The organism is Rhizobium sp. BK376 (assembly GCF_004341625.1).
In the GTDB taxonomy this organism is placed as follows: Bacteria; Pseudomonadota; Alphaproteobacteria; order Rhizobiales; family Rhizobiaceae; genus Rhizobium.
The window spans coordinates 1-12,814 of sequence record NZ_SLZG01000054.1 but is presented as its reverse complement, the minus strand read 5'-3'; the positions used below and the strand labels follow the sequence as shown (position 1 = coordinate 12,814).

General features: G+C 57.7%; 14 protein-coding genes and 3 pseudogenes. 9 read left to right on the top strand and 8 right to left on the bottom strand.

The genetic code is table 11. The features are described from left to right. On the top strand, positions 1 to 373 hold a 373-nt coding region (locus EV561_RS37780; RefSeq protein ID WP_207910666.1), incomplete at its 5' end, for a hypothetical protein. Here the strand turns inward: EV561_RS37780 and EV561_RS35725 are convergent. After that, a complete protein-coding gene (locus EV561_RS35725) occupies positions 370 to 591 on the bottom strand; it encodes a hypothetical protein (RefSeq protein ID WP_245513251.1) in 222 nt (73 codons plus the stop codon). The two genes, EV561_RS37780 and EV561_RS35725, sit on opposite strands and share 4 nt — an antisense overlap. 4 nt (positions 592 to 595) lie before the next feature. Then, the gene (locus EV561_RS35720; RefSeq protein ID WP_132528592.1) at positions 596 to 1,195 is read right to left on the bottom strand and encodes an HdeD family acid-resistance protein; all 600 of its coding nucleotides are present in this window, start codon (positions 1,193 to 1,195) and stop codon (positions 596 to 598) included. Positions 1,196 to 1,605: 410 nt separating this feature from the next. Between EV561_RS35720 and EV561_RS38300 the strand changes: the two genes are divergently transcribed. From EV561_RS38300 to EV561_RS35700, 3 genes and pseudogenes are all read left to right on the top strand, one after another. Then, positions 1,606 to 1,791 carry a hypothetical protein gene (locus EV561_RS38300; RefSeq protein ID WP_245513249.1) on the top strand — a complete coding sequence of 62 codons (186 nt, stop codon included), beginning with the start codon at positions 1,606 to 1,608 and terminating at the stop codon, positions 1,789 to 1,791. Continuing rightward, on the top strand, positions 1,710 to 1,973 hold the full coding sequence (locus tag EV561_RS35705; RefSeq protein WP_165928044.1) for a hypothetical protein: 264 nt from the start codon (positions 1,710 to 1,712) through the stop codon (positions 1,971 to 1,973). Before EV561_RS38300 ends, EV561_RS35705 begins: the two co-directional genes overlap by 82 nt. 284 nt (positions 1,974 to 2,257) lie before the next feature. Continuing rightward, positions 2,258 to 3,045 (top strand): annotated as a pseudogene (locus EV561_RS35700) (IS5 family transposase); the annotation flags it as partial. Between the two features lie 258 nt (positions 3,046 to 3,303). Here EV561_RS35700 and EV561_RS35695 read toward each other — a convergent pair. The 5 genes and pseudogenes from EV561_RS35695 to EV561_RS35670 all read right to left on the bottom strand — a co-directional run bounded on the left by EV561_RS35695 (position 3,304) and on the right by EV561_RS35670 (position 8,215). Further along, positions 3,304 to 3,621 carry a hypothetical protein gene (locus tag EV561_RS35695; RefSeq protein WP_132528590.1) on the bottom strand — a complete coding sequence of 106 codons (318 nt, stop codon included), beginning with the start codon at positions 3,619 to 3,621 and terminating at the stop codon, positions 3,304 to 3,306. A 131-nt stretch (positions 3,622 to 3,752) separates the two neighbouring features. Next, the gene (locus EV561_RS35690) at positions 3,753 to 4,454 is read right to left on the bottom strand and encodes an IS6 family transposase (RefSeq protein WP_132528589.1); all 702 of its coding nucleotides are present in this window, start codon (positions 4,452 to 4,454) and stop codon (positions 3,753 to 3,755) included. A 115-nt stretch (positions 4,455 to 4,569) separates the two neighbouring features. Continuing rightward, positions 4,570 to 4,743 (bottom strand): annotated as a pseudogene (locus tag EV561_RS38295) (histidine kinase); the annotation flags it as partial. Between the two features lie 804 nt (positions 4,744 to 5,547). After that, a complete protein-coding gene (locus EV561_RS35675; protein ID WP_132528588.1) occupies positions 5,548 to 6,240 on the bottom strand; it encodes a CBS domain-containing protein in 693 nt (230 codons plus the stop codon). 502 nt (positions 6,241 to 6,742) lie between these two features. Next, a complete protein-coding gene (locus EV561_RS35670) occupies positions 6,743 to 8,215 on the bottom strand; it encodes a sensor domain-containing diguanylate cyclase (RefSeq protein ID WP_132528587.1) in 1,473 nt (490 codons plus the stop codon). Between the two features lie 271 nt (positions 8,216 to 8,486). Here EV561_RS35670 and EV561_RS35665 point away from each other — a divergent pair, with 271 nt between their 5' ends. From EV561_RS35665 to EV561_RS35650, 4 genes are all read left to right on the top strand, one after another. Further along, positions 8,487 to 8,813, top strand: a complete 327-nt coding sequence (locus tag EV561_RS35665; protein WP_132528586.1) for a hypothetical protein — start codon at positions 8,487 to 8,489, stop codon at positions 8,811 to 8,813. Between the two features lie 161 nt (positions 8,814 to 8,974). After that, positions 8,975 to 9,220 (top strand): hypothetical protein, encoded by a 246-nt coding sequence (locus EV561_RS35660; protein ID WP_132528585.1) that lies wholly within the window; start codon positions 8,975 to 8,977, stop codon positions 9,218 to 9,220. Positions 9,221 to 9,548: 328 nt separating this feature from the next. Then, on the top strand, positions 9,549 to 9,752 hold the full coding sequence (locus tag EV561_RS35655; protein ID WP_132528584.1) for a cold-shock protein: 204 nt from the start codon (positions 9,549 to 9,551) through the stop codon (positions 9,750 to 9,752). 559 nt (positions 9,753 to 10,311) lie between these two features. Next, entirely contained in the window at positions 10,312 to 10,518 is a 207-nt protein-coding gene (locus tag EV561_RS35650) for a hypothetical protein (protein WP_132528583.1), read from the top strand. 237 nt (positions 10,519 to 10,755) lie between these two features. Here the strand turns inward: EV561_RS35650 and EV561_RS35645 are convergent, their stop codons facing one another. Further along, entirely contained in the window at positions 10,756 to 12,210 is a 1,455-nt protein-coding gene (locus EV561_RS35645; RefSeq protein WP_132528582.1) for an amidase family protein, read from the bottom strand. 200 nt (positions 12,211 to 12,410) lie between these two features. Here EV561_RS35645 and EV561_RS35640 point away from each other — a divergent pair. Further along, positions 12,411 to 12,629, top strand: a pseudogene (locus EV561_RS35640) (spermidine/putrescine ABC transporter ATP-binding protein); the annotation flags it as partial. Positions 12,630 to 12,814: the final 185 nt, after the last annotated feature.

Here is a 12,814-nt window from a genome sequence, read left to right as displayed (position 1 = left end):
TCATTGCAGAAAGGAAATAGGTGGCCGGATTTTACTCCGCCCGCGGCTGGACTATTCCGCCGCTACCGTGGCCGACTTTTCCACCGCCGATCTCATCAATCGCATAGGAAGACAGTCCCAGTTCTGGAAACAGCATGACGGCACATCCATCGTCGCTGCCCCGTCCAGCCAGATGCAAGGTTTCCGCTACGGCGAAATCGGGGGCGGCGACCTGGGCTCGGGGCACGCATGCCCCAATCCGCAAGAAGTCGTGACTATAGAGGGAAAAGAACTGCTCCACGTTTCGCTCACCGTCTGTAGCGCGCCCGAACACCATGGCGCAGGTGCCTCATTGCGCAGATTGCACAACGATAGATCCAAGATCGAGACCTAAGGTTGCTTCGATCCCTGATAGGCTCGACGCAACAGCGCGAGCAGGCTTCCGCCTGTGGCTGTTCCAAGTAGGTAGACCACAACTGTGAGCACCGCGAGTGGCATCCGGACACTGAAGCTCAGGAACGAAACCGTGGTGGCTTCAAGATTCTGGATCGCAAAGATCAGGGTAAATAGGCAGAACAGAAGAGCCACGACCAAATAGATCCAGCGCATCATCTCATCATTCAGTTGACGATTGAATTGGCGTACCACCGCGGCGACGTAAGCCAAGGCCTAGCCCAATCCAGCCTGTCCCGGCCAGGATCAGATCGATTCCGAGGAACAGGCCGAGAATATAGACGCTGTTGATGGGCCAACGGGCGAGGATCAATAGTCCCAGCAGGAGTGTAATCACGCCTGAGATGGCAACCCAGAACCAAGGCGTCTCGCGCGTCATGCTGAACGCCAAGACTAGACGCATGATGCCGGAAGCGATCAGTGATCCACCAAGAATAAGGGTGAGTAGCGCGGCGGCGAGCAGCGGATTTTCGAACGTCGCAAATCCAGCCATAATATAGAGAAGACCGAGAGCCGCCCATAGCAGGAATTTGCCCCAGGTCTTTATTTGGAATGCGTTGATCACCTCGGCAACACCGGCGACGATCATCATCACGCCGACGACAAGTACCGATGCGACGGTCGCCATGACGACGCTGCCGAGCGCCACAAAGCCAACGATAACGTAGATAGCTCCAAGCGCGACGATCCAGCCCCACTTGGCACGCAGCGGTGCAATGTCCGAACGGAGTTTTTCGTGAATGGTAGTTGAAGACATCGTCATGGCGGCCCCTCCAATACCTTTTGAGTATCGTATGACCTTCATATCGATCATTGATCTAAATCAACCTGAAGTAACTGCGATTCTTGGGTCACCCATGAATCGCAATAGAGCTTAGGCGGTTTGTGCCCACATAAATGTGGCGCTAAGAATAGGCGAGTTTGCCGATTCCTCTGCCGTTGCAAGAAGGCTCGTCAGCGGGCGCCGTTCGGTGATGGCATCAGGCGAAGGCCGCGGGGCTTATGATTTCGGCTCGTTTGCCATGAAGCGTTCGATCTTTTCTGGATCGCATTCCTCGTCAACAAGGAACTGCCGAACACCTCCGCCCCAGGTGCGGATGTCGGCAAAGAATTCTTTTAGGCTCTCGACGTCCCGTCGTTGAATGTCGTAATGGCCTCTTTGCCGTCATGGGCATGGACCGTCTCGCCACAGTCGATGTTGCCGAAGTTGCTGGCGATTTCCTGGACGAGATCGAGGTTCTCGCCGATCACCGTAGCGACCTAGCCGATCGTGAGACATGCGTCGGGCGCGCCATCAGGGCTGCCATCTGCCGGGTCACGCCAGCGGCACACCAGTTCCGGGACGCGGACACCCGCTGATGGCCCGGCTGTCGCGCTCGGTCTCCTCAGACGTCGGTGGCCAGACAATAGCGGCCTATCGTGCCGAGAGGCCAAATGTCGCAGTCTCAATCCATTGGCCGGGCGCGGAAGGGGAGCTTGCAACGGAGGCGCTTCGCCGAGGCCGCGATGGCCAGCGTGGCGTTCCCGTGACGCCCTACTAGAGAGTGGCCTGACCTCGTTGCCCCTCGATACGCCAGGCGCGTGCTGAATAATGACGGAGGAGTGGGCCAAGGTATCTTTCCGAGAAAGGTCGGTCGTTACCGCCAAAGCGCATTCATCCGGGCAAGCGAATTGCCTTCGGACCTCTGGGGCTTCATGTCCCGCGAGGCCGGGTGGGCGTCCGGCTTGTTGTCGAGGTTCAGCGCCGCAGATCCTTCGCCCACGCAGCCACCGTGCCGACGTCCAGCCATTCGTTGCAAGCCGCCGGATCGGGTCGTCCTCTCCTACTGCAGTCGACTCCACCGTTCTGGTGTTCGGCCTTCGGCTGCGTCAGACGGAAGGCTTCGTTATCTCGATGCTGAAGCTGATTGGGCTGGATCTCGCCGTTCCCGATCACACGACCCTGAGCCATCGTGCAATTAAACCGAGAGCGCCGAACAAGCGGCACGATGATCGCATCCCTCAGAAAGGGCCCGTCCACGTCCTGATCGATAGCACAAGGCTGCAGGTCCACGGCGCTGGCCAATGGCTGGAGGAAAATCATGGTGTCAAATCCCGCAGGGGTTGGCGCAAACTGCACCTGATGCTGGATGCCGACACCGGCGACATCATTGCACATGTCATGACGGAACAACGGGCCGGCAACGCCTCGCAGGTGGAGCGCTGCTCGACCAGATTGACATACCGGTTGGTCAGTTCACCGCAGATGGCGCCTATGATGGCGATCCGACCTATGACACCGTTACCAATCACAGTCCTGACGAAGCGGTGATCATTCCGCCACGCGCCAATGTGGTGGAACGGAAGGACGCCGATCCCCCCCGGCAGCGAGCCCGTCATATAGCCGCGATCAACGCCGACGGCCGAATGAAGTGGCAGGCCGCGACCAGCTACGGGAAACGATCTCTGGTCGAGACGGCGATCGGTCGCTACAAATCGATCATCGGACGGCAGCTGCGGGCACGCGCATTCCCAGCCCAGCAGAAGAATGTCGCCCTCGGCTGCTCCGTCCTCAATCGCATGCTGACCTGCGCACGCCGGAAATCCGTCCGCTGTAAGATCGTCACCGTATAGCCACCGCATCAAAGACGGAATTCCGCTCTTGCAATGACGCGCGCACCAAAGTCCCTTAAAACGAGAACATTTGAAGGCAGGGCTTCACACCCGAAGGTTTGACTGCGCTGGATGCCGAACAGACTAAAATATCTGCTGATCGCCTTTGCGATCTCGATCGCCCTTTGGGGCGCGATCATCTTCATTGTGCGAGCAATTTAACCCACACCTGCCCTAACCAGGGGTAGGGGCGTCGGAGCCTAGCTGTGAAGCCGCCCGCTATGCGGTTGGGCAGTCCCGGTTTCTCGGCGTGGCATTACCCAGATCGCTAGCGGCTGATTTCATCCCTTGCTCTTCGGCGAAGCGCCAAAGGCCTTCGAGGCCGAGATAGCTGTGCTCAGCATCGCATTGCCTGCCATAGTCGACGGGATCTACCCGGTAGTCGAGTACTGTGAAGCCGGAGCCCTGCAACGTCGCTCGTCTGGTGCCACGGAGGTGTTCCCACTCCTTATGTGTCAGTGGAAGATCGGTTGACAATTGGCGCCGCGCAGATTCGTATTCAGCGGGGGAGATGTCTGCCAAGTATCTGATCGCCATGGTGACCTCCAGTCCCGTCAGCCGGTCCCGCCGCGGGGAAACGAGCCCAGACGGACCAGCAGATCATCAATTTCGGCATCGTAAAGTTAACGTCGGCGATGCAAAAGCGTGACGCCCGCCGAGTGCACTGCTCATACCCGAGCGATCTTCGCCCACAGGTTCATCGCCGCTGTGCGAAGCTCTCGATGATGGTTGGAGGGGATGTCGTGGCGCGGGATGTGGAAGAGGTTGGCAATCGGATCATGGATGGAAACGAAGCGTTGCAGATGCCGCTTTGACTTGAAGCGCTTCATGATCCGCTCTCGCCGTCGGACTGGCTGGTGGGAATTCTCCGCCCGATTGTTCAGGCCTTTATGGGAGCGGTGCACGACACCGGGCATGATTTCCTGTTTCGCTGCGCCGTAGGAGCGAAGCTTGTCGGTAATCATCACACGCGGCGCACGGCCTTGCCCCTTCAACAGCTTGCGCATCAGGCGCTTGGCTGCCTCGGCGTCGCGACGGCTTTGCACCAGAACCTCCAGGACAAAACCGTCCTGATCCACGGCACGCCACAGCCAATGCTTCTTGCCCCGGATCGAAATGACGGCTTCATCGAGGTACCACTTGTCACCGAGCCGGCCGGATGACCGACGACGGATCTCGTTGGCAAAGGTCCGGCCAAATTTCTCCGCCCACAGCCGCACGGTCTGATGCGAGACAATGATGCCACGGGCCGCCAGCATGTCTTCGACCATTCGCAGGCTCAGAGGAAAGCGGAAATAGAGCCACACCGCGTGGGCAATGATTTCAGCGGGAAAGCGGTGGCGACGGTAGAGCGGATCACGGTCTGTCATGCCCCTTCATCGCCTATCAAGCTCCAAGTTCCGTTAACTTTACGATGCCGGCGAGAGCATCTTGTCTCTTGAATATGATAGTGACCGCCATGCCCTTGCCCGGATCGGAGACGACGAACTCGATATTGCCGTAGACCAGATGTTCCTCACTGTCGAGTTCAGCGACAGCCACCGCAAAGGGGACATGATCGAGAAACTGTCGAAACCGATCGTCGTCCAAAGCCTCGGCCAGATGCGGAAGGGCGGACACGGTTGCGGGAGTGGGATTTGGGTCTTCAGGATCTGACATCGGCTTCTACGGTATCGGCGAGTAGAGGACCCTTTATCATGGCAATCGAAGCCTCCGCCAGAAGTTTCGGCTGACGGCTCATAATGCGGTGAGCCGTGTCGAGGCATCGGCGACAGGCTGGTGTGCATACGGCTTTGGAAAGAACAATGACCGCTCGGGCATGTCTGCGGCTTCACACGGCGGTGGCCCGACGTGATTATGATCTCGATAGGCGGCCAGCGGTCCCCTGACGATCCAGGCCAGCATCAAGCCGTCAAGGTCTCCGGGCATGTCGACATCGATAAATCTGGCACGGATCGATGGATCCGTATCAAGGAGCCTCAAAGCATCCTCAGCGCTGCCAGCCTCTAGAACCAGGAGACCAGCATCGTGAAACTCGTCGGCCGTAGGGCAATGTCGTTGCCAGGTAACCAGTCCAGTACGACCATGAGAACTGTTACCGGACTTTTTTCTGAGCAGGCGGCAGAGACCTGTTCGCTTTGATGCGGGTCGGAAGGCTTACGGATTATCGGGGTTACGATCCGCAACGCTCCGAGGATATTGGATAAGATCTTTCTTCCGAATTAAATACGCAAACACAAGTACTTAAATCAAAAATCGGACGAAGCGTCTCACATCGAATCCAGGGAGTGTATGCACGGTCGCCATTTGGAAGCGCTCGGCGACCTAACCTTGGTCCCTCGCCCGTCGCTCCTATAGGCGTAGAGCGAGGCGCCGTTCTTCGCGGTGTGTTCGTAAGCGCCCGGTCAGATCGAAATCTGCGCGCCAACGATGCCGTGCCGCCCGTAAATGCCTGTCTGGAGATCAACCGCCCCGTCTCATGGGGCTCGATCTCGGATGAGCGACAAGAATGTCGTTGGCCACTCCGCGCACCCCTGGCACGCTTTCAGCGGCAACTCGTGCGGCCTCGCGCTCAAGCAGACTGCTAACCTCGCCATGCAACGCCACCCAGCCATCCTTGATCGATGTTTGGATGGTATCCGGAGAGATACCCAGTTCGGAGCCGAGTCGACTGCGAACAGCGGTGAGCAGGGCCTCGTCGTCGGAAATTGCGAGTTCCGATGGCGGGTTCATCATGGCGCGCATGAGATCGCGCCGGCTAACCATGCCGAGAAGTTGACCGTCAACCATGATCGGAACATGTTTTATTGTGTAGGAGAGCAGAAGCTCAGCAAGCCGAGCGATTGTTGCGGTTGGAGGAGCGGTGACGACGGGAGATGTCATCACATCCTTGATCCGCCAACTCCGCGCCTTGATGTAATGTGCCAACATGTCATTTCGGTTGTCATTGTCCAGCACGGGTTGCCGGCCAATTCCCGAAGAAGCAATGCGGCGAATAAGATCCCCTTCTGTCACGATGCCAACCAGCCAGCCCTGTTTATCGACAACGGGGACCGCGCCCACGTGGGCCGAGTTCACCAACTCGACCGCACGTTCGATGGATTGATCATCTCCGATCGTGATAACCGGACTGACCATAATGTCCTTTGCAAGCATCTTCGTGGCCTCCAAAATTTTGTCCATTAAACATTGGAAGTTGTTTCTCTGCTTTGACGTGCATCAACTGGAGACCGTCCCACTCGGCTCTCCGAGCCTCCGTAGGAGCCGGTTTGTTTAGGTTGATGCGCTGGCGCGGATCAGCCTTTAGTCCGAGGTCTTGAGCCGACCCAAGAGGAGCGTCCAAATGGGCCTGGACTGAACTGCACCCGAATTGCAGAGGGCAGTTTCGTCTAAGTTATTCCCGATCCCGGATCCCCGATCCCGGATCCCCGATTCCGGATCATGGAAAATGGCGTTCGGCCTAGCCGCCGGTCTTTGTGATGGGCACACTGGCGCTTGGCGTGCCCCAGCTGCGAAACCTTCGAACCGTTGGCGGTGGGGCCACGAATCCGGTTTGGGCTAAAATAAGCGGCGGCGTTCCTGGGGGTGGATCTTGTGCACAAAGTCGACCGACGCCCAGGTTGGCACTTCGTGGGAATGCCATCGTCGCCTTTCGGCGTCAGTACGAAGTTGCCTTTCGTGTGATGGAGGTGCGTTTTTCGCTGCCGCTTTCTTCATAATAAGCTCGCTTTTGCTCATACATGAGCATGTCGGCACGTTTAACGACTGACTCGACCGTCTCTCCGTCCTGGCTTGTCGCCATGCCGCAAGACGCCTTCAGAGGCGCGCTCGAATAGAACTGATTGTTGATTTTAAGAAGTTCATTGATGGTATCGACCATCGAAGCCGCGGCTTTCGCGTCCGCACCCGGCATCAGGACAGCGAATTCGTCGCCACCGATGCGGGCCGCGTAATTCGGTTGCGAAACCGCGCCATTGAGAATTTCCCCGAAGCGACGCAGAAGTGCGTCTCCCGCCTCATGGCCCAATTGATCGTTCGCTTCCTTAAGCCCGTTCAGGTCGAAAACGATCACCGAAATAGGCCGCAGTGATTTGCGATCAAGACGATTGATCTCTTCGGCGTAGAACGCCCTGTTGTAAAGCTTGGTCAAAACGTCATGCTTGCCAAGGTACTCGAGATAGGCTTCCGCCTTTTTCCGCGCCGTGATGTCGGCGAGCGCGACCTGGACCTGCGCCCAGTCGTTCTCGTGCCCTGGGAACACCGAAAAATGCAGCAGGATATGTCGTTCCGATCCGTCGAGTGCGTAGTTCACCACCTCTCGATGATGGAACAGATTGCCGTTCCATAGTTCCATCAGCTGCTCACGGAACGGCCGCTGCATCTCGTCCCGGAATATGTCTGGCAATCGTTTCAACAACATCATGCGGTCCGGCGCGCAGAACAGATCAAGCGTCGCCTGATTGACGTCGATAACCCGGATTTCACTCATGCACTGGCGCACGAATTCAGGGTGGACGTCCATGAACGTCCGGAAATCGACGATACCGCGGTCCCGTACGTCCTCGAGCAGCATCGTGATCCGGCTGAAATCCTCGATCCAGAGCGAGACGGGCGAGTGCTCGAAAACTCCCTCTGCGTACCGCCGCTGTTCGATCTCCGCACGCCGCGCGTTTTCGCGTTCCGTGATGTCCTCGGTGGTCAGTAGGATCTGGCCAAGGCTCGTTTCGAACCCGGGCATCACAGCGCCGCGCAATTGCACGTCGACGCGTCGGCCAGACAACGCGTAGTTCACGGTCGTGCTGGAAAACGAAAGCTCACCGTCGAACAGCGCCGCGAGCTCGTTGACATGCGTATCGAGCATGTCATCCCTGAATACCTTCGCGATGTTCTCCCGCAACTCCGCCAACGAGCCCGCTTCAAAAACATCCAGGGTCATCCGGTTGACCTTCAAGATTTCAATTCGGTGTGAGCATTCGGCAATTCTGCCCGGATCTTCGCGCAGGAAAGCGCGGATATCCGAAACGCCTTCGGCGCGCCAGGCGTCGAACAGAGTCTTCACCCCGGAGAAATCCTCGATCCACATGGCAATGGGAGACAGTTCGAAGATGTCGGAGTTCGTGGAGGATGTCATGGCTCAACCTTAAAGGGGAAGTCCGCAAGATCGCACATCGGTACTTAACGAAATGCTTTCAAAGGCATCCGAGCGATTTCAGATGTTTCTCTGAAATTGTCGGGTTCCATCTCACCGAGACTACCGCGTCGTCTGCCATCCGCATTTTCCGCTTTCCTTTCTCTTGAAAATCCTCGGCAAATTCGGATTGCAGTCTATCAGCTTGAGCGTCGTTTCACCGTCGCGCCCTTTCGTGTCTATAATATCGGGCGTTTTCGGCCTAGAAGGCACGATGAATACGATTCCCGAAACGCCCCTGACAGACCAGCGCCGCGCTATCTTCGAGCGCGTCCTCAGCCGTTACGCAGCGAGCGGCTTGATCCTCGACGATCCCGCATTGCTCCGTCTCATGGAGGCGTGGATTGTAGGCGAAATCGAAATGATCGAGGCGACAGCTCACTGGAACAGTGTCCGCATCAGCCGAGTAGAAGAGCGTCGCTCGAACACGCGGGCAGCTCAGTATCCGGCTCTTTCCCAGGATCCTTTGGGAATGATCGCAAGCCAGATCGAAGAAGACATCGCCGGCGGCTCGGAACGCACGCCGCGTCCGACGATCTGACGCTCTTCAGCGGCAGCCGAGTTGACGAGGAGCGCGCGCATCACAACCATGGAGGGTTGCCGGCATGAAAAAAGCAACCAAAACCGTCGAAATCTTTGCTTAACCACGCGCCCCGTACCCTTTCCACCGTTGCCAGCGATTCTCAGGGAAGGAACTCTTCAATGTCCGACGAAGCGCGCGAATCCAGAGGCCAGCCGATCCTAGACAATCACTTTTGCGAATTTCCCGGATGCGGCAAATGGGGCAGCCACGGGTATGATGTGCACCCCACTGCCACCCAATGGTTTTGCTACGAGCACCGTTGGTTGGACTATCGGCAAGGCGTGGCGCCGCGCTCGTTTTTCGAAGATGAAGCTGCCGCAATCGATACAATCATGCTTGACCCCCGCGCGGTAAACGCAATGTAGGGTTGCGACGGTTTGATCAAGACAGCATTATCCCTACGAAAGATACCACTCGCTATTTGGGGCAGTGGTGTTGGGAGCAGATTCCTGCGGAAGGAAGTTACACGAGCCAGGGACACAGACGGGGCCGACGGATGCTGAATTACTTGGGGACCAGAACGCCTGATAGATTGACATTCTTGTTAGCCGACTAATCTTGGCTAGGCATCGAAGGCTAGTCTGCCAATACCGATCAACGAGTTCACCATTTGCGCTCGTCCCGTTGATTATCAGTCGAGGCAAAATATAGTCGCGAGCCCTTCGAATCAATACATGACAAGCAGGAGCACCCATGCCGACAGGTAGCGTAAAATTCTTCAACGGGGACAAAGGATTCGGATTCATCACTCCCGACAACGGTGGTGCTGACGTCTTCGTTCATATTTCCGGTGTACGCGGCGGCTCGCTGAACGACGGGGACAAAGTTTCGTACGAGGTGGGCCAGGATCGAAAGACAGGCAAGTCGAACGCTGAAAACGTCAGCGTTCTCTCATAATTGAGCACACGCCGTGATCGCCGTGGCAAGGATGGAATGCGTTGGAGCTTTCTATGATTTCCGGTTACGAGCGGCCTGGAAATCTTTTCTGGTTCGACAAGCCAGGAACCGTTCCATGACCGGTAAATACAAAATGCCTGGCTTCGTCATTGTAGGTGAGAGTAAGTTTTCGCCTCACTTCTGCCATTAACCTTTTGAAATCGCTTCACACGTGATTTCAAGCATAACCACGTCAATCGATCCCATCTTAACTTCAACGCTTCCGGGCGCTGCAACTGCGGGCTTTTGCTAGCAAGACCCGGTCACGCTGGTTTACGGTCAGGACGGAAAACGGTTTGGGACCGGTTGCTTCGATCAACTGAACCATGGTCGGGGATTCCCCATTCGCGACTCAACGAGTCACTTTCCGGCTCGTCCGCCTGTCCATCCCGCCAATGTGTCTTTGTTTATAGCGGGCATTACCTCGCGGGTGTAGCGTCCCTCATCGGTCGGCATAGAATGGCAACGGCCGCTTGGGAGTTACGACGTGCTTCTGCCTCCGCCGCATAGGAGGACGATCATGACGGATCTGTTCCGCGCAATTACATTTAACGACGACGTTCTAGCTGTCTGTGATGCCTTTTCCGAGTGGTGCAAGGTATACGGCGTGAATCCTGACAGCGTTGAAGGCAGTCTTGCGGCTTCCCGCTTCATCGACCTGTTTCAGGCCGCGCCGGGCCACAAGACAGACTTGCTCGCTGCAGCAGGCGAGATCCCGGCGAGGTGATGAAGGTCAGACATCTAATACGGCGAGAAGGCTTTATCAGTTCTCGACAGCTCAGACGATTCCTCTCATCCGGAGGTAAGCCGCTGGGAAGAAGTCGGACGGGATGGACTCCTTCGCTGAGTCCCCAGCGAAACGAACGGATCCGCTTCTGTTGGAAATTCTTCGCCTTGGTCTTCAAGATGTCGAAGCGCCCCCGTCCCACGCCGAGCTCTGGATGATCGACTGCCTGAAGCGGGATCAGACCACGCCGTAGGGAGGCGCGATCACGTTCGCATACGAAGGAGCGAGACCGCCCTCGCCTGCCAGAACTCCGAGCCGTATGGCCGTGAGATCCTCCATGAACGGACCAATGATCTGGATGCCAATCGGACGACCGCCGCGCGACGTGGCGAACGGGATAACCGTGGCAGGAAGGTCGGCAGACTTCGCCACCGACGCCCATGCGATCAGGTTGTCGTTTTCGATGTCGACGCCATCGATCTTCACTGTGCCGGCGTCCACTTCCTCGTGGGTAACGCCAGTGATCGGCGCTGCAGGACAGATGACGGCATCATAGGCCCGGAAGACGTCCTTCCACTGCCACCGGAGCCCGATGCGCCTTTCCTGCGATTCCAGCCATTCGGAATGCGAGAAGATGGCCCCGCGGAGAAAGTTCCCCCGCATGCCCCGCTCCCGCCCCAGTTCTGCGTCGAGCAGCGACAGCTTTGTACGCGTTGCATCGTCCTGACCGGTGCTCAGCGCGGCTCCGAGGAGCCGCATATAGTTTTCGGTCGACGCATCCAGCGGGGGCACGATGGACGCACCGTCGACGACCTTCGCGCCGGCTGACGCAAGCCTCCGCCCGAATTCAACGACCGTGGAGGAGACTTCGTCGTCGGCGGGAACGAGAGGATGGCTGTCGAGAACGAGTATGCGATAGTCTCGCAGGACCTCGTGGCGCGAGGATGCAAGCCTTCCCACCAGCGAAGGCGACAGATCATCATCAGGGCCGGAGATTACTTCGAGGGCGAGCGCGAGATCGCGTGCCGACCGTGCAATCGGGCCTGGCGTGGACATATCGAAGGGCGCGACGCGACCGAACAGACTGTGTCCCCGCTGAGGGACCAGCCCCAGCGAGGGGCTGTGGCCGAACAGACCACAGAACGACGCCGGATGGCGTATGGATCCGCTGAGATCGGAACCGAGGTCCAGGAAGCTGAACCCTGCCCGCACCGCGACAGCGGAGCCGGACGATGACCCGCCGGGAGACAGATGGGCGCCCAGCGGGCTGAGAGTGCGACCGTAGACTTCGTTCAACGCTCCGAGACCATCAAGAAATGTCGGTACATTGGTCTTGCCGAGTACGACCCCGCCTTCGCCTTCGAGGCGCTTCACCGCGACGGCACTGGATGCCGGGACGTTGCCTGACATAGAGGTCACGCCCCAGCTCGTAGGCAGTCCGGAAACGTCGAAGGATTCCTTGATGGTGATCGGCAGGCCAAGAAGGCGTCCGCCCTCGCCCGACGTTCGCCGGTTTTCCGCGATCCTGGCGGTTTCCCTTGCTCGATTGAAATCCTTGACGACGACCGCGTTGAGCTTGGGATCGTTGACCTCGATCTGCGAGATCGCAGCTTCGACGAGTTCGGTGATCGAGATTTCGCGGTCATGGATCATCTGAACTGCGGTCGTCGCGTCAACGTCTGGGAGCGTCATCTCATTGCCTTTTGTTCTTCGCCCGAAATGACCAGCGGATCATTTCGATGCTGTATTCATCGCAGTTGCCAGCTTCAGGAAACATCGAAGCCTATTGCCCACGCCTTAGCACAATTGATGTCGGCCGACCTGCTGCTATTGTTGGATTCTCAACCTGCTCTTTTCTAACTTTAAAGGAGTTGGAGCATGGCTGGGGAGCCGATGCCAACCGCATCAGGATCGGCGACCAGGACATCACGCTCAAGCAGTCTGTCACCGCCTTCAAGCCGGGCGACAAGGTTTCGCTCGCGCTCCATCCGGAAGCCGGCTCGCTTGCAGAATCCGCCAAGGACGACGCATCACTAACGAGAGAGGTCATGTCGGTGCATTTCCTTGGTTCCGTCACTCGCGCCTGCATGACTGTCGCAGGCAACACTGTTCCTTCAACATGTTCAACGATCCGAGCGGTGACGCTGAGATTCCAGGCTTCGGATTTGCTGCCTCTGCCGTAGCACTATTTTCAGTCGATCGGGCGGTTTGGGGGCGCCACGTTCGCGAAAAACTGGAACTGCCGACGGACCTGGCGGCGCAGCTTCGATTTCGCCTTCTCCTCGATGAGCAAGAA

Coding starts and splice junctions, on each gene's coding strand:
- EV561_RS35720 (WP_132528592.1), bottom strand. CDS start 1,195: ATGACGATGTCTTCAACTACCATTCACGAAAAACTCCGTTCGGACATT.
- EV561_RS35690 (WP_132528589.1), bottom strand. CDS start 4,454: ATGACAGACCGTGATCCGCTCTACCGTCGCCACCGCTTTCCCGCTGAA.
- EV561_RS35645 (WP_132528582.1), bottom strand. CDS start 12,210: ATGACGCTCCCAGACGTTGACGCGACGACCGCAGTTCAGATGATCCAT.
- EV561_RS38300 (WP_245513249.1), top strand. CDS start 1,606: ATGGACCGTCTCGCCACAGTCGATGTTGCCGAAGTTGCTGGCGATTTC.
- EV561_RS35650 (WP_132528583.1), top strand. CDS start 10,312: ATGACGGATCTGTTCCGCGCAATTACATTTAACGACGACGTTCTAGCT.
- EV561_RS35660 (WP_132528585.1), top strand. CDS start 8,975: ATGTCCGACGAAGCGCGCGAATCCAGAGGCCAGCCGATCCTAGACAAT.
- EV561_RS35655 (WP_132528584.1), top strand. CDS start 9,549: ATGCCGACAGGTAGCGTAAAATTCTTCAACGGGGACAAAGGATTCGGA.
- EV561_RS35670 (WP_132528587.1), bottom strand. CDS start 8,215: ATGACATCCTCCACGAACTCCGACATCTTCGAACTGTCTCCCATTGCC.
- EV561_RS35705 (WP_165928044.1), top strand. CDS start 1,710: ATGCGTCGGGCGCGCCATCAGGGCTGCCATCTGCCGGGTCACGCCAGC.
- EV561_RS35665 (WP_132528586.1), top strand. CDS start 8,487: ATGAATACGATTCCCGAAACGCCCCTGACAGACCAGCGCCGCGCTATC.
- EV561_RS35725 (WP_245513251.1), bottom strand. CDS start 591: ATGATGCGCTGGATCTATTTGGTCGTGGCTCTTCTGTTCTGCCTATTT.
- EV561_RS35675 (WP_132528588.1), bottom strand. CDS start 6,240: ATGCTTGCAAAGGACATTATGGTCAGTCCGGTTATCACGATCGGAGAT.
- EV561_RS35695 (WP_132528590.1), bottom strand. CDS start 3,621: ATGGCGATCAGATACTTGGCAGACATCTCCCCCGCTGAATACGAATCT.